This is a genomic window from Streptomyces sp. NPDC002896 (assembly GCF_040295225.1).
In the GTDB taxonomy this organism is placed as follows: domain Bacteria; phylum Actinomycetota; class Actinomycetes; order Streptomycetales; family Streptomycetaceae; genus Streptomyces.
Window position 1 is genome coordinate 495766 of the sequence record NZ_JBEOVA010000004.1, and the last position, 15675, is coordinate 511440.

Below are 15675 nucleotides of genomic sequence, written 5' to 3' on the forward strand. Positions count from 1 at the left end.
AACTCCGCTGGCGAGGCAGAGAGTTGGCGCTCATGGTCGATGCCCCCGCCCCTCTGACCCCGCGAGCTCACAGCGCCGTTTGCACCTTCCCCGGCCCCACCATGCCTGTCGGATGAGAGGCGACCCACCATGCCGCTGCACGTTCCCCCGGCTCCCGCGCCCGCACTTCGCAGCGTCCTCACGGCTCTCGGTTCCCCCACCGCGGTCCGCGAGGCCCACACCCCGTCCCTGCGCTCCGTCGACGGACCCGTCACACCCGAACTGCCCCTGCCCGTACACGTACTGGACCGGGACACCCCGGCCGGTTCCTCACCCACCACCACCCTCACCGGCTGGCGATTTCTGATCCGCGCGGGCGACCGTGCGGTGGCCGCGGCCGAGACGAGGCTGACACCCGACGGATGGGCCTTCTCGCACTTCTTCGAGGGCCCCTATATCGCGGCCACCGAGCTGGCGCTGCGCCAGGCCGAGGCCATGGCCACGCCGTACCAGCCGCGGTTGCTGTCCGTGCCCGAGCTGTACATGCTCACCCTGTGGCTGCACGGCGACTGCACGGCGGACGGCGCCGAGGGCAACCCCGCCGCCACGGACGTGCTGGTGCCGATCGCGCCCGCACCGCCCGGCATCGCCGCACACCGCCCGCACCTCGTCGCGGATCTGCTGCCCGTCGTGACCCACCGGCTGAACCGGGCTCCCCTGCTCGCCCAGCCGGCGCAGCCTGCCCAGCCGACCGAGCCCGCCCAGCCGGCCGCCTGAAGAGCGTTCACCGCGCGCGCCCCGCTGCCGTCATAGTCCGGCCGCGGGGCGCACGCATGCCCACGGGTCCATCCGGACTAGTCCCGTGGGGCCACGCCGAATCCTCCGAAGTGACAGTGCAGTTGGGGTGAACCGTCCGCACGGGTGATGCGTCATCAACCTGTGAGGAGAGGTGCTGCCAAATCCCTGCGGATTCTCGCCCGTGGGGCAACACTGGTTCCGGACCGAACTGAACGGGGGGCGGCCATGAACAACACATCGAGCCGCAGGACAGACATCACATCGCAGCGAAAGATCCTTTCCATGTGCCAGCACCAGCCACCGTGCCCGACAGCAGACTCCGCCGACCGCGAGGCCGCGGTCCTCGTGGCGCACCACCCGGAACAGGGGTGGAGCCTGCTCTGCAACGGCGTCCTGCTCTTCGAGGACACCGGTGAGCTGCTGCCGGACGGCCGGATCATCGCCCCGCACCGCCCGCTGGGCACGGGTCAGGTGGTCACGGCCGCCTGAGCGGTACGCACACCGTTTGAGACGGCCGTTCAGAGCCGTCCGGACACATGAGGGGCCGGCCCGGAGAGATCTCTGAACCGGCCCCGACGCATGTCGTCGTCGCCGCGCTGCGGCGCGGCTCAGTCCTCGTAAGCGTCCAGCGGCGGGCAGGAGCAGACCAGGTTCCGGTCGCCGTACGCCTGGTCGATACGGCGCACCGGCGGCCAGTACTTGTCGGCGGCCGAGACGCCCGCCGGGAAGACGGCCTCCTCACGGGCGTACGCGTGGTCCCAGGCACCGCCCAGCGCGCCCGCGGTGTGCGGTGCGTTCCTGAGCGGGTTGTCGTCCGCGGGCCACTCGCCCGAGCCGACCTTCTCGATCTCCGCGCGGATGGCGATCATCGCCTCGCAGAACCGGTCGAGCTCGCCGAGGTCCTCGCTCTCGGTCGGCTCGATCATCAGCGTCCCGGCCACCGGGAACGACATGGTCGGCGCGTGGAAGCCGTAGTCGATGAGGCGCTTGGCCACGTCGTCGACGCTGACGCCGGTCGCCTTGGTCAGCGGCCGCAGATCGATGATGCACTCGTGTGCGACGAGCCCGCCGGGGCCCGTGTAGAGCACCGGGTAGTGCGGCTCGAGCCGCTTGGCGATGTAGTTGGCCGACAGCACCGCGACCTGCGTCGCGCGCTTCAGCCCCTCGCCGCCCATGAGTCGCACATACGCCCAGGAGATGGGCAGGATCCCGGCGGAGCCCCACGGGGCCGCGGAGATCGGGCCGACACCCGTCGCGGGGCCCGCGGCGGGCTGCAGCGGGTGGTTCGGCAGATACGGGGCGAGGTGCGCGCGGACGCCGACCGGGCCGACGCCCGGGCCGCCGCCGCCGTGCGGGATGCAGAACGTCTTGTGCAGGTTCAGGTGCGACACGTCGCCCCCGAAGTGGCCCGGCTTGGCGAGGCCCACCAGCGCGTTCAGGTTCGCGCCGTCCACGTACACCTGGCCGCCCGCGTCGTGCACGGCCGCACAGATGTCGGCGACATGCTCCTCGAACACGCCGTGTGTCGACGGGTACGTGATCATGAGTACGGACAGCTCGTCGCGGTACTGCTCGATCTTGGCGCGCAGGTCCTCGACGTCGATCTCGCCGTCGTCCGCGGTCTTCACGACCACGACCTTCATGCCTGCCATGACGGCGCTGGCCGCGTTGGTGCCGTGCGCCGACGACGGGATGAGGCAGACGGTCCGCTGGTCGTCGCCGTTGGCCCGGTGGTAGCCGCGTACGGCCAGCAGACCGGCCAGCTCGCCCTGCGAACCGGCGTTCGGCTGCAGCGACACCTTGTCGTAGCCGGTGACCTCGGCGAGCCGCTCCTCCAGCTCCGTGATAAGCGTGAGGTAGCCCTGGGCCTGGTCGGCCGGAGCGAAGGGGTGCAGCTGGCCGAACTCCGGCCAGGTCACAGGCTCCATCTCGGTGGTCGCGTTGAGCTTCATGGTGCAGGAGCCCAGCGGGATCATGCCGCGGTCGAGCGCGTAGTCGCGGTCGGCGAGCCTGCGCAGGTAGCGCAGCATCGCCGTCTCCGAGCGGTGCTGGTGGAAGACGGGGTGCGTGAGGAAGTCGTCGGTGCGCAGCAGCGACTCGGGCACCGCCTCGGCGACCGTCGCGTCGAGCGCCTCGATGTCCGCCTCGATACCGAACGCCGTCCAGACGGCGCCCACCTGCGCACGCTTGGTGGTCTCGTCGCAGGCGATGCCCACATGGTCCGCATCGACCAGGCGTACGTTGACCCCGCGCTCACGGGCAGCGGAGACGATCTCGGCGGCCTTGCCCGGCACCCGTGCGGTCAGCGTGTCGAAGTACGCGCCGTGCACGACCTCGACGCCGCCCGCCCGCAGCCCTTCGGCGAGGATCGTGGCGTACCGGTGGGTGCGCTGCGCGATCGCCTTCAGGCCGTCCGGGCCGTGGTAGACGGCGTACATGCCCGCCATCACGGCGAGCAGCACCTGCGCGGTGCAGATGTTGCTGGTGGCCTTCTCGCGGCGGATGTGCTGCTCGCGGGTCTGCAGCGCGAGGCGGTACGCCTTGTTGCCGTCGGCGTCGACGGACACACCGACCAGACGGCCGGGCAGGCTGCGGGCGAACTTGTCGCGGACCGCCATGTAGCCGGCGTGCGGGCCGCCGAAGCCCATCGGCACACCGAAGCGCTGCGTGGTGCCGACGGCGATGTCGGCGCCCAGCTCGCCCGGCGAGGTCAGCAGGGTGAGGGCCAGCAGGTCGGCGGCGACGGTGACGATCGCGCCGAGCTCGTGGGCCTGGTCGATGACGGGCTTGAGGTCGCGCACGGCGCCGGAGGCGCCCGGGTACTGCACCAGCACGCCCACGACACCGCGCTCGGCGACATCGGCCGGGATGCCCTCGGACAGGTCGGCGACGACCACCTCGACGCCGGTCGGCTCGGCGCGCGTCTCGATCACGGCGATGGTCTGCGGCAGGGCGTCGGCGTCGATGAGGTACACGCCGTTCTTGACCTTGCCGACGCGACGCGAGAGCGCCATGGCCTCGGCCGCCGCCGTTCCCTCATCGAGCAGCGAGGCACCGGAGGTGGGCAGCCCGGTCAGCTCGGCCACCATCGTCTGGAAGTTCAGCAGCGCCTCGAGCCGGCCCTGCGAGATCTCCGGCTGGTACGGCGTGTAGGCGGTGTACCAGGCGGGGTTCTCCATGACGTTGCGCAGGATGACCGGCGGGGTGAACGTGCCGTAGTAGCCGAGCCCGATCATCGAGTCGAGGACCTGGTTGCGATCGGCGAGCGAGCGCAGCTCGGCCAGCACCTCGGCCTCGGTCCGCGCACCGGGCAGCTCCAGGGCATCGGCGCTCTTGATCACTTCGGGCACGGCAGCCGCCGTGAGCTCGTCGAGCGAGCCGTACCCGACCTGGGCGAGCATCTTGGCCCGCTCCCCGGCGTCGGGCCCGATGTGCCGCTGCTCGAACGGGATGCCCTGCTCCAGCTGGGAGAGCGGAATGCGGTTGGCGGTCATGTGCGGAGGCCTCCTGGTCTGACGCGACCTTCGTGGGCACCACGCGCGGGTGCCCGGACGGCCTCCCCCTCTGTCATCTCAACCTGAGAGTTTCACCGGCGCGCACATGTCGTCCGGCTTTCACCGTCGGTGAGAGCGGAAGCCGTCGACGCCCGCTCTGCTTTCCAGAGTGACCTCGTCCGTGCGGTACAGGGGCCTGAGAGATTCCGGGGAGGATTTGCTCCTTCGGCGCCTCCGATCGGGACCGGAGGACTCTCCCGCACGGGGTCAGCAGCCGATGTCAGCGTACCAGCGAGGGCTTGGCCCGGGGCCTCGCCCCGGGACCCGACGGATGCCCCACCCGAGGCTTCGAGTGGCCGCCTTGCCCGATGTGCTCTTTCGTAGTGCTTACGGATGAGTGGCGAGCAGCTGGAGGGCCCGTGCAGACCGACATCGATCCGCGCACTTTGATAGGCCGAAAGGCCTTCGATCGCAACGGACACAAGATCGGCACCGTCGACGAGGTCTACCTCGACGACGCGACCGGCATCCCGGAATGGGCGGCCATCCGCACGGGCCTGTTCTCCAGGGACGCCTTCGTCCCCCTGGAGCCGAGCGAGCTGGTCGAGGGCACCCTGCAGATCCCCTTCGAACGCGCCCTCATCAAGGACGCCCCGGATTTCGGCGTGGGCCGCCATCTCTCCCCCGAACAGGAACTGCAGCTCTACCACCACTACGGGCTGGATGTCTCGGACTCGGGTGCCGCACCGCCCCCTGACCGCGACTTCGGCCGCCTGGCGGACTCGGACGACACCTGACCTTGCCCCACTCCCGGTCCGACTCGCGGGCTCTCGCGCCCCGCAGGATCCGGCCCGGCGGGACCGTCGCGCTCTCCGCCCGCGCTCCCGTACTCGCCGCCCCGCTCGATGCCGCCCTCGTCGTCTCCGGGCCCCGGAGCCTCCCCGCCTGGCCCAGCGCTCGGGCCCGAATCTCCGGGTTCGGGCACAAGGGGCAGCGGCTCGGCCGGCTCCAGGTCCGGATCGTCGGTTCTGAACGTCCGTACGCGGCCGGGCGGGGAGCCCGGCGTCTCGAAGCGCACGGTCACCCGCCCCAGACCGCTCCCCTGCACCCAGCCGGCGCCGTACTCGGCATGCCGTACGTCGCGACCCGCCATCCAGTGCCGCTCGGCCGGCACCGGCGCCTCCCCTTCCGGCTGCTGCGCCGCGTCCTCGTGCTCCGGTTCCTCGGACCGCTCGCCGGCCGCCTGGGCGAACAGATCCTCCTGTGTGAAGTCGGCGAGCCCGCTCACGCCGACCCCGAGCAGCCGCACCCCACCAGTGGTGTCCACGGCCTCCAGCAGCCGCCCCGCGGCCTCCCGGACCACAGCAGGATCGTCGGTGGGACCGCGGAGGGTCTCGGACCGGGTCAGCGTCGAGAAGTCGTACCGCCGCACTTTGAGGACCACCGTCCGCCCAGACCGCCCGGCGCCCCGCAGCCGCTGAACGCACCTGTCCGCGAGCCGCTGCACCTCCAGTCGGATCCGCACACGGTCATGGATGTCCACGTCGTACGTGTCCTCGACCGACACCGACTTGGCATCGCGCTCGGCCACCACGGGCCGCTCGTCCTGCGCCAGCGCCATCGCATACAGGGCGCTCCCGTGCGCCTTGCCCAGCAGCCGTACGAGCTCGTCCTCACCGGCCTCGGCGATCTCCTCGACCGTGGTGATCCCGGCCCGCCGCAGGTGGTCTCCGGTGGCCGGTCCGACGCCCGGCAGCACGCGCACCGACATCGGGCCCAGCAGGGCCCGTTCCGTGCCGGGCCGTATCAGCACGAGGCCGTCGGGCTTGGCCTGCTCGGAGGCGATCTTGGCGAGCATCTTCGACGCGGCGAGCCCCGCGGACCCGGTCAGCCCCGTGAGCGCCTTGATGTCCGCCCGCAGCCGCTCTCCGGTGGCCCGCGCGGAGTCCTCGTCCCAGCCCGTGCCCCCTGCCTCCAGGTCCACGAAGGCCTCGTCCAGGCTGAGCGGCTCGACCAGCGGCGACAGCCGGTGCAGCAGTCCCATCACCTGCTCGCTGATCTCCCGGTACAGCCCGAACCGGGGCACCAGATACGCGGCGTTGGGCGCGAGCCTGCGCGCCTGGGCCATGGGCATCGCGGAGTGCACCCCGAACGCACGGGCTTCGTACGAGGCGGTGGCGACGACTCCTCGGGGCCCCAGTCCGCCCACCACCACGGCCTTTCCGCGCAGGCTGGGCTTCGCCGCCTGCTCCGCGGAGGCGTAGAAGGCATCCATGTCCAGATGCAGGATGGTGGGCGCGGTTCTCACATCACCGATGCTGCCTCACGCCACTGACAATGCCCCGGACCGGCGGCCCCTGGGAGCAGCCGGCAGCTCGCAGGCGCCCCGCTGGGAGCAGCTCACACAGCGCGGTTACGGCGCCTTGCGAGCTCATCGGCGGGGTGGTGTCCGACCAGCGTCTCCCCGGTGTCGATGCGCTCCCCGTGCAACTGCGACAGGGCGCTCTCGACGTCCCGCCAGACCACGCCCACAGCGATCCCGAAGATGCCCTGCCCGCCCTGCAGCAGATCGTGGACCTCGTCGGGCGACGAGCACTCGTAGACCGTCGCGCCGTCACTCATCAGCGTCATGCGCTCCAGGTCCCGGAACCCGCGCTCCCGCAGATGCTGCACCGCGGTGCGGATGTTCTGCAGGGACACACCGGTGTCGAGGAACCGCTTGACGATCTTCAGAACGACGACGTCCCGGAAGCTGTAGAGCCGCTGGCTGCCCGAGCCGTATGCCGGCCGCACGCTCGGCTCGACGAGGCCCGTGCGCGCCCAATAGTCCAGCTGCCGATAGGTGATGCCAGCTGCCGCGCAGGCCGTCGGACCGCGGTAGCCAATCTGTTCGACCGCTACACCGCCGTTACCCAACACTGCTTCCCGCCGTTTCGGAGTGTGGTCGGCCGCGCTGCTGTGGAGCGGATACGCCTCCACCCGACCCCGTCCGGGGCCACCCCCAGCCGTACCGTCGCCGCTGCTTCTCACGCCGACCTCCGTCCTTGACCCGCCTTCTCGACGGTAGGCAGTCACCAGGGGTGCGTCAACGATCGCCACACTCGGCACGCCGAGTGATAATCACCCTACGAGTGGTTTCCCGTTCCTCACCGTGGGGAAAGGCTAGCCGAATGCACTGACAGCGGGCGCCACCCCACCCGTCGGCCACGGCCCGCCACCCATCGGCCACGGCAAGGCACCTGCCGAGCTGACCGTGGCCCGGACCGGACGACTGAGGGCCACGGTGGGCAAGCGTCCCTCACCGGCCCGCCGGACTCACTGGCTGTTGGTTCCGAAGTCCTCGGGCGAGATCTGGTCGAGGAACTCGCGGAACTTCTCCACCTCGTCCTCCTGCTCGTCCGGGATCGCGATCCCCGCGTCGTCCAGCACACCGTCGCTGCCATAGATCGGCGTCCCGGTGCGCAGCGCCAGCGCTATCGCGTCGGAGGGCCGGGCACTGACCTCGACTCCGCTCGCGAACACCAGCTCCGCGTAGAAGACGCCCTCGCGCAGGTCCGTGATGCGCACTTCGCTGAGTTCCTGGCCGACCGCGTCGAGCACATCTTTGAACAGATCGTGGGTCAGCGGTCGCGCGGGCGCCATGCCCTGCTGGGCGAAAGCGATCGCGGTCGCCTCCCCAGGCCCGATCCAGATGGGGAGGTACCGATCGCCTCCCACTTCACGCAGCAGCACGATCGGTTGGTTGGAGGGCATTTCGACCCGGACACCTACGACGTCGAGCTCGTTCACACAGCAACCCTAGGCCGTGCCCGGCACCTTTGGGTAGTCGAGCACTCCACAGGCACCGTTCGAGCATGTACGAAATCAGTGGAGGCGTACGCCCAGGGCGGTCTGCACGAGCGCCGAGTGCAGCTTCACCGTCAGCCCTGCGAGCTCCTTGGCACGCGCCTCCGCATGCGCCCTGGTCTGCGGATTACGGTGCCGCCGCAACGGAGCCACGACCTGGTCGACCAGGCCCGCGTCCCGCTCGGCGGCGGCCTTCATCGCCCGTAGATGGCGCGGCTCGATCCCGAAACGGCCCAGTTCCACCACGAGGGCCGCGACCGTCACCGCCTCCGCGTCGTACCCGCCGTCGGGCAGCGGAGCGATGAGGCCGTAGGACTCCCATTCCGCCAGCTGCTCTTCGTCGACCTCGGCGGCCGCCAAGAGCTCGGCCCGGCCCACGCGGGCAGCGGTCGGCCCCTGGACCCCGGCCGGAGTCTCGCCGTCGGCGTCCGAACGCGGCCTGCCCACGGAGGGCAGCTGCACGGGCTCACCGCGTTCCAGGGCGTCGAGATGCTCACGGATCACCCGCAGCGGCAGATAGTGGTCCCGCTGCATCCTCAGGACGTGACCGAGCCTCTCCACATCCTCCGGGCTGAACTTCCGGTAGCCCGACGGGGTCCGCTGCGGCTCGATCAGGCCCTCGGACTCCAGAAAGCGGATCTTGGAGATCGTGACCTCGGGAAACTCATCCCGCAGCACGTTCAGCACGGTGCCGATGCTCATCAGCCGACCCTCCGCTGCGGCGGTGCCGCTCCCGGCACCGCCGCTCGGTGTTTGCAGCATGGACCTTCCTGACAGGTCAGATGCCCCGCTGGCTCGCGTAGAAGACCAGCCGGTACTTGCCGATCTGGACCTCGTCGCCGTTGGACAGCACGACCGAGTCGATCCGCTCCCGGTTGACGTACGTGCCGTTGAGGCTGCCCACGTCGGCGACCGTGAACGAGCCGTCCGCTCCGCGGCGGAACTCCACGTGGCGGCGCGACACGGTGACGTCGTCGAGGAAGATGTCGCTCTGCGGGTGCCGGCCGGCCGTCGTCAGCTCACCGTCCAGCAGGAAGCGGCTGCCCGAGTTCGGTCCCCGCCGGACGACCAGCAGCGCCGAGCCGAGCGGAAGCGCGTCGACCGCCGCCTGCGCCTCGGGCGACAGCGCCGGCTGCTGAGTCTGGCCGGTGACCTCCGCGTCGTAGGCCTCGATACCCGAGATGGAGATCGTCGAGGTCGTCTCGGACTGGCGCTCACCCGCTCCGGTCCGCAGCGGGGCGCCGCAGTTGGAGCAGAATCGGCTGGCCTCGGCGTTCCGGTTCCCGCACCTCGTACATACCAAGGCCGACATGGACGGACCCTCCTGCCGCGGCTGCCCCGCAGGGGCATTGGGTGCATACGGGCCGGGGGTAAACCCTCCACCCGTACTTGAGGTTGACGGTTCCCCGAAACCTATGCGCCCTGATGCGCCAGGGTCAACAGAAGACGCGCCCTGACCGCCCGAAATGTCACCACCCGGACCAGCGACCTGGTCGCGGAACAGCGGGCGCTCGGCCCCCTGCGCCTCGGCCTCCCCATGGCTCGGTGCGCGATGCCGGGCGGTGGCACTGCCACCGTCCTGGCGCGCGCTCTTGCCGAACAACTTCGCAAACAACTTCACGGGCGATTCCCCTTGACTGAAACAGACCCGCCCGTGGGGCAGGACGAACCCTGACTGCACTCACCGGCCGACCCGGACATCCTCACAACGTCCGTATCCACCAGACAGTTTCCACCACGCACCACACATCCGGTGCGCCGACCCCCCGCAACCTCCTGCCCTGCCACGGCACCCCCCATGCACCTGGGCTTCACCGGGAGGACGACCGAGCGTAGTCAGGCCGCTTCGCGGGTCGCAAGGCGTCCACGACGATCTTCTCCGCGCGCGTCACCGTCACGGTGGCCTGCTCCTTTTCCAGCGTCTGCACCACGCCTCCGGGGATGTTGAGCGCCGGCTCGAGGTCCTGCGGTTTGCCGATGACCTTGAAACGATAGGGCTGGCTGATCTTGTTCCCGTCGACGCTCACGCCACCACCGTCTGCATCGGAGAGATAGGTGCCAGCGACGACCCGGACGTCGTTGATCTGGATGGCCTCGGCCCCGGCCGCGCGCAGCTCCTGGATGGCGTCGAGCAGCATGTCGGCCTCGATCGTCCCCTTCTGGTCGCCGATGGTCAGCGTGATACCGGGGCCCTGCGCCGCCACCGTGCCCGCGAGAATGCCGAGTTGGCGTTCCTTCTCGACGGTCTGCTTGCGGGCCTCCTCGGCCTGGTCCGAGCTGGTCTCCAGCTCGGTGCGCTGGTCCTCGAGACGCTGCTTCTCATCCTCAAGACGCTGCGTACGGTCGTCGAGTTCATCGAGGATACGTACGAGATCTTCCTGGCGTGCGCCGCGCAACGCACTGTTGTCGCTGTTGGAACGGACCTGGATGGCCAGCCCGAGACCGAGCACGAACAGCAGGAGGGCGACGATCAGTTGGGCCCGGCTGACGCGCGGCGGCCACAGGCTCTGCGCCAGCCGCCGGCGTCCGGTCGGCGAAGGCTGCGGCGTCTCGTCCTCAGCGGATGTCTCGCGTGGGCCGGAGGGTTCCACAGAGGCTTGGGAGTTGATCGATTCCTCGCCGGCAGCCTCAGCAGTCCCCTCAGCCTCACAGGTCTCCCGCGCTCCCAGGGCCTCGGCGGCCTCGGTAACCTCACTGGGAAGTTCCTTGCGCGGCTGCCGCTCCGGCGTCCTGTCCTCGCTCATCGGCCTCACGCCCGGAACACGTGCCGGCGGATCGCGGCAGCGTTGGAGAAGATACGGATGCCGAGGACCACGACGACGCCGGTGGAGAGCTGCGATCCGACGCCCAACTTGTCGCCGAGGAAAACGATCAGCGCGGCGACCACGACGTTCGACAGGAACGACACCACGAAGACCTTGTCGTCGAAGATCCCGTCGAGCATCGCCCGCAGGCCCCCGAACACGGCGTCGAGCGCCGCGACCACGGCGATCGGAAGATACGGCTCCACCACCGCCGGAACCTCGGGGCGGACCAGCAGTCCGACCACGACTCCCACGACGAGGCCCAGTACGGCGATCACGATGTGCCCTTCTCTGCCTTCGGCTCTGCTGTTCGTACGATCACACTCGGTGCGGCGGGCAGCCGGACATCGTCCTCCACGGAGACGCTGGTCCGGATCCCGAAGTTCTCCTGGAGGGCGTGCAAATATTGGCCGTCGGCGCTGTTGTGGAACCGCGTGCTCAGCCGGCTGCCGTCCCCCACCACCAGCACCGTGTACGGCGGCGCCAGCGGCTTGTTGTCGACCAGGATCGCGTCACCCGCGGCCCGGATCGCGGACAGCGCCGTGAGCCGCTGCCCGTTGATCGCGACAGCCTCCGCGCCCGACTGCCACAGGCCGTTGACGACCCGCTGCAGATCCCGGTCGCGCACCCGTCCGGTGTCGGAGAACCCCGAGGTCTGCCGCGGCCCGCCCCCTGCCGACGTGTCCGCTTCCTTGGCGTCGTCGACCACCAGCTTCAGGCCCGGACCGTGCACCGCCGTCGCCCCCGAGAGAAGTCCGACCAGTTCGCCCTGGTCGCCACCCTGGGTGCGCAGCGCCTCCCTCTGCCGTCGGCTCACGTCGTCACGCAGGGTGTCGACACTGCTCTCGAGCTTGTCGGCCGCGGCCGTCTCCTGCTCGATGCGGTCGATGAGCTCCTCGCGCTCCTTCGCGACGACCGGAGCGGCCACCCGCGCCTGTGCGGCGCCCACCGTCACCACGAGCGCTGCGAGCACCAGTCCCAGAGCGAGTCCGAGCTTCGCGCGCAGGGTGCGGGGCATGCGGCTGTCGCCCGTCGCGTTCCTCCGGGCCGCCGCCTCGGCGTAGCCGTCGTCGAGGCTGTGGTCCATGACGTTGGTGAGCAGCGACATGGAGGCGTCCGGACGCGGCGGGCGCGCCGGTGTGCTCCGAATGGGGGGCTGCTGCGGCATGCCGCACATCGTCGCACGTCGGTGGCGCTACCTCCGAACGGCCCCACCGGTGTGCCGGACAGCACCCCGTACGGGAGCTGTCCGGCACATGCGTCGGTCAGCGGCCGGCGCTGTCCACGACGGCCGACCACTCGTCCAGGAGTGCCTGCGCGGACGCGTCGTCGGGGCCTTCCGCCCACAGGTGCGTGACGGCCTCGGCGGGGTCGGGAAGCACCATCACCCAGCGGCCGTCCGGCTCGACGACGCGTACGCCGTCGGTCGTGTCCACGAACCGGTCACCGGCCTCCTCCACCACGCGCCGCATGACCAGGCCCTTGACGGCCCACGGCGTGGCCAGGTCACGCCGCAGCACGTGTGCCCGCGGGATGCGCGCGTCGATCTGGCTCAGTGTGAGCTGCGTCCGCGCCACGAGCCCGATCAGCCGTACGAACGCGGCCGTGCCGTCGAAGACGCTGCTGAACTCCGGAATGATGAAACCGCCGCGCCCGTCGCCGCCGAAGATCGTGCCCTCTTCCGCACCTACGCGGGTCAGATCGTCAGGCGACGTCGTGGTCCACGCGACCTGCGTCCCGTGGTACGCCGCCACCTGCTCGGCGATACGCGTGGTCGTCACCGGCAGCGCCACTCGCCCACTGCGCCGTTCCGCGGCGACCAGATCCAGCATGACGAGCAGCGCCCGGTCGTCCTCGACGATCCGGCCCTTCTCGTCGACGAGCGACAGCCGCTCACCTACCGGGTCGAACCGCACACCGAAGGCCGCACGCGCCGAGGCGACGATCTCGCCGAGCCGGACCAGCCCGGACCTCCGCGCATCGGCGGTCTCGGTGGGCCTGGACTCGTCAAGGCCGGGATTGATGGTCAGCGAGTCGACGCCGAGCTTTCCGAGGAGGCTGGGCAGGACGAGACCGGCGCTGCCGTTCGACGCGTCCACAACGACCTTCAACCCCGACTCGGCGATCCCGGTCGTGTCGACGTTCCGCAGCAGCGAGCCTGTATACGAGTCGAAAACGCTCGACGGGAAGTGCAGGTCACCGATCTCGCCGGGGAACGCACGCCGGTACTCCTGGCGTGCGAACACCCGGTCCAGCTTCCGCTGGCCCGCCGCCGACAGGTCGGCCCCGCGGCCGTCGAAGAACATGATGTCGACGGAGTCCGGCACCCCCGGCGTGGTCCTGATCATGATGCCGCCCGCGCTGCCTCGCGCGGTCTGCTGCCGGGCCACGGGCAGCGGTACGTTCTCCAGGTCCCGTACCTCGATGGCGCTGGCCTGCAACGCGGAGATGACAGCCCTCTTGAGCGCTCGCGCACCTCGGGAGTGGTCGCGGGCCGTGGTGACCGTCGAGCCCTTCTTGAGGGTCGTCGCATATGCTCCGGCAAGCCGCACGGCGAGCTCAGGGGTGATCTCCACATTGAGGATGCCGGAGACACCCCGCGCACCGAACAGATGGGCTTGCCCGCGGGACTCCCAGATCACGGACGTGTTGACGAACGCGCCGGCCTCGATGGTCTTGAACGGGTAGACCCGCACGTTGCCCTGCACGATCGATTCCTCACCGATGAGGCACTCGTCGCCGATGACGGCTCCGTCCTCGATCCGCGCGGCGCGCATGATGTCGGTGTTCTTGCCGATGACGCAGCCCCGCAGATTGCTCTGCTGGCCGACATAGACGTTGTCGTGGACGACTGCCCTGTGCAGGAAGGCGCCGCTCTTCACGACGACGTTCGAGCCCACGACGGTGTGCTCGCGGATCTCCGCGCCGGCTTCGACCTTGGCGTAGTCGCCGATGTACAGAGGCCCGCGCAACACGGCGTCGGGATGCACTTCGGCACCCTCGGCGACCCATACTCCGGGCGAGATCTCGAAGCCGTCGATATCGACGTCGACCTTGCCCTCGAGCACGTCGGCCTGCGCCTTGACGTAGCTTTCGTGTGTGCCGACGTCCTCCCAGTACCCCTCCGCGACATATCCGTAGACCGGCTTGCCCTCCTTCATGAGCTGGGGGAAGACATCGCCGGACCAGTCGACCGGTACGTCCGCCTCTACGTAGTCGAACACCTCCGGTTCCATGACGTAAATGCCCGTATTCACCGTGTCCGAGAAGACCTGGCCCCAGGTCGGCTTCTCGAGGAAGCGCTCAACCTTGCCGCTCTCGTCGAGAATGGTGATGCCGAACTCCAGCGGGTTGGGAACGCGAGTAAGGCATACGGTGACGAGCGCACCCTTTTCCTTGTGGAAATTGATGAGCTCTGTGAGGTCGAAGTCGGTCAGCGCATCACCGGAAATCACAAGGAACGCGTCGTCCTTCAGCGCTTCCTCGGCGTTCTTCACGCTCCCGGCTGTACCGAGTGGCTTCTCCTCGTTCGCATAGGTGAGCTCCATGCCGAGCTCTTCACCGTCTCCGAAATAGTTCTTGACGAGCGACGCCAAGAACTGAACGGTAACCACGGTCTCGGTAAGCCCATGCTTCTTGAGCAGCCGAAGCACATGCTCCATGATCGGGCGATTCACCACGGGCAGGAGCGGCTTGGGCATGCTCGAGGTCATGGGGCGAAGACGTGTGCCTTCGCCTCCGGCCATCACGACGGCCTTCATGTCGGAAGCGTCCTCCTTGAAGAGACGACGGTCTAGCCGACTGCACCCGTCCGTATTGGCCCGCATATGTCAGGTACGGGCCATCAAGCCTCTACGGCCGCCTTGCAGGCGAGCTCAATCGGCTATGGCGTCCGCCCTGATTAGTCGGCGGACCTGAACCACATAGAGGATCCCTGCCCACCAGTACAGCGTTGTACCCCACCCTGCGAACGCCCATCCGAAAATAGCAGCGAGTGAGGAGATCCAGCTACTTCCGTCACTGAGAAGAAGTAGCGGGAAGGCATACATCAGGTTGAAGGTTGCGGCCTTGCCCAGGAAGTTGACCTGCGGTGGCGGATAGCCATGACGCCTGAGGATGCCCACCATCACCAGCAGGACCAGCTCTCGCGCCAGAAGTACAGCCGTCAACCAGATCGGAAGAATCTCCCGCCAGGTAAGGCCAACCAGCGTCGACAGAATGTAAAGACGATCGGCCGCGGGGTCGAGTAGCCGGCCGAGACTGCTGATCTGATTCCAGCGCCGCGCGAGCTTGCCATCCAGATAGTCGCTGACACCGCTGAGCGCCAGAACGAGCAGCGCCCAGCCGTCGCTCTTGGGGCCGCCGAACTCCGGCCTGAGGATCAGCCACAGGAAGAGGGGCACCCCCAGCAGACGCGCCATGCTGAGGATGTTCGGGATGGTGAGGACCCGGTCTGTCTGGACGCGGGTCTCCTGGACCTCCACCCGGGGGCCTCCTGTGGGAACGTGCCTACGATGCCCCCTGACTTTACCGTCACCCTTCGTCCGGCAGTGCAGAGGGGTATCGAACAGCCCGAACGCAAAAACTCGTGGGGTCTGAGGGAATGCGGAAATACAGAATGCCCCTGTACCGGTAAACCGGTACAGGGGCATTCTCAACAATAGTTCGGCGGCGTCCTACTCTCCCACAGGGTCCCCCCTGCAGTACCATCGGCGCTGTGAGGCTTAGCTTCCGGGTTCGGAATGTAACCGGGC

14 protein-coding genes, 1 rRNA gene and 1 riboswitch are annotated in these 15675 nt (G+C 69.1%); of the genes, 3 read left to right on the forward strand and 12 right to left on the reverse strand.

Annotated elements, in window-relative coordinates; translation table 11 throughout:
• Nucleotides 1-129 precede the first annotated feature (129 nt).
• Nucleotides 130-756, forward strand: coding sequence for a hypothetical protein (locus ABT009_RS09395; RefSeq protein ID WP_351291271.1), 627 nt, complete (start codon nucleotides 130-132; stop codon nucleotides 754-756).
• A 303-nt stretch (nucleotides 757-1059) separates the two neighbouring features.
• Complete coding sequence (locus ABT009_RS09400) at nucleotides 1060-1266, forward strand: DUF5999 family protein (RefSeq protein ID WP_351291273.1); 207 nt, start codon at nucleotides 1060-1062, stop codon at nucleotides 1264-1266.
• 119 nt (nucleotides 1267-1385) lie between these two features.
• Here the strand turns inward: ABT009_RS09400 and gcvP are convergent, their stop codons facing one another.
• A complete protein-coding gene (gene gcvP / locus ABT009_RS09405) occupies nucleotides 1386-4271 on the reverse strand; it encodes an aminomethyl-transferring glycine dehydrogenase (RefSeq protein WP_351291275.1) in 2886 nt (961 codons plus the stop codon).
• Between the two features lie 174 nt (nucleotides 4272-4445).
• Nucleotides 4446-4541, reverse strand: a riboswitch (glycine riboswitch).
• A 149-nt stretch (nucleotides 4542-4690) separates the two neighbouring features.
• Between gcvP and ABT009_RS09410 the strand changes: the two genes are divergently transcribed.
• Nucleotides 4691-5068: a PRC-barrel domain-containing protein gene (locus ABT009_RS09410; RefSeq protein WP_351291277.1), complete on the forward strand. Its 378-nt coding sequence runs from the start codon at nucleotides 4691-4693 to the stop codon at nucleotides 5066-5068.
• On the opposite strand, the gene ABT009_RS09415 is transcribed toward ABT009_RS09410, so the two are convergent.
• The 11 genes from ABT009_RS09415 to rrf form a co-directional block, all read right to left on the reverse strand.
• Nucleotides 4984-6579, reverse strand: a complete 1596-nt coding sequence (locus ABT009_RS09415; RefSeq protein ID WP_351291279.1) for a DNA polymerase IV — start codon at nucleotides 6577-6579, stop codon at nucleotides 4984-4986. The genes ABT009_RS09410 and ABT009_RS09415 overlap by 85 nt on opposite strands.
• A 92-nt stretch (nucleotides 6580-6671) precedes the next feature.
• A complete protein-coding gene (locus ABT009_RS09420; RefSeq protein WP_351291281.1) occupies nucleotides 6672-7301 on the reverse strand; it encodes a MerR family transcriptional regulator in 630 nt (209 codons plus the stop codon).
• 285 nt (nucleotides 7302-7586) lie between these two features.
• The gene (locus tag ABT009_RS09425) at nucleotides 7587-8060 is read right to left on the reverse strand and encodes a bifunctional nuclease family protein (RefSeq protein ID WP_067272821.1); all 474 of its coding nucleotides are present in this window, start codon (nucleotides 8058-8060) and stop codon (nucleotides 7587-7589) included.
• Between the two features lie 75 nt (nucleotides 8061-8135).
• Nucleotides 8136-8879, reverse strand: a complete 744-nt coding sequence (gene ftsR / locus ABT009_RS09430) for a transcriptional regulator FtsR (RefSeq protein ID WP_351291284.1) — start codon at nucleotides 8877-8879, stop codon at nucleotides 8136-8138.
• 16 nt (nucleotides 8880-8895) lie between these two features.
• Complete coding sequence (locus ABT009_RS09435) at nucleotides 8896-9429, reverse strand: FHA domain-containing protein (protein ID WP_351291286.1); 534 nt, start codon at nucleotides 9427-9429, stop codon at nucleotides 8896-8898.
• A gap of 499 nt (nucleotides 9430-9928) precedes the next feature.
• Entirely contained in the window at nucleotides 9929-10861 is a 933-nt protein-coding gene (locus ABT009_RS09440; RefSeq protein WP_351291288.1) for a DUF881 domain-containing protein, read from the reverse strand.
• A 5-nt stretch (nucleotides 10862-10866) separates the two neighbouring features.
• Nucleotides 10867-11199: a small basic family protein gene (locus ABT009_RS09445; protein ID WP_067272827.1), complete on the reverse strand. Its 333-nt coding sequence runs from the start codon at nucleotides 11197-11199 to the stop codon at nucleotides 10867-10869.
• On the reverse strand, nucleotides 11196-12098 hold the full coding sequence (locus tag ABT009_RS09450) for a DUF881 domain-containing protein (RefSeq protein WP_351291290.1): 903 nt from the start codon (nucleotides 12096-12098) through the stop codon (nucleotides 11196-11198). The genes ABT009_RS09445 and ABT009_RS09450 overlap by 4 nt, the downstream gene beginning before the upstream one ends.
• 88 nt (nucleotides 12099-12186) lie before the next feature.
• Nucleotides 12187-14682, reverse strand: a complete 2496-nt coding sequence (locus tag ABT009_RS09455) for a sugar phosphate nucleotidyltransferase (protein ID WP_351291292.1) — start codon at nucleotides 14680-14682, stop codon at nucleotides 12187-12189.
• A 114-nt stretch (nucleotides 14683-14796) separates the two neighbouring features.
• A complete protein-coding gene (gene clsA / locus ABT009_RS09460; protein WP_351291294.1) occupies nucleotides 14797-15405 on the reverse strand; it encodes a cardiolipin synthase ClsA in 609 nt (202 codons plus the stop codon).
• Nucleotides 15406-15584: 179 nt separating this feature from the next.
• Nucleotides 15585-15675, reverse strand: a 5S ribosomal RNA gene (gene rrf, locus ABT009_RS09465); the annotation flags it as partial.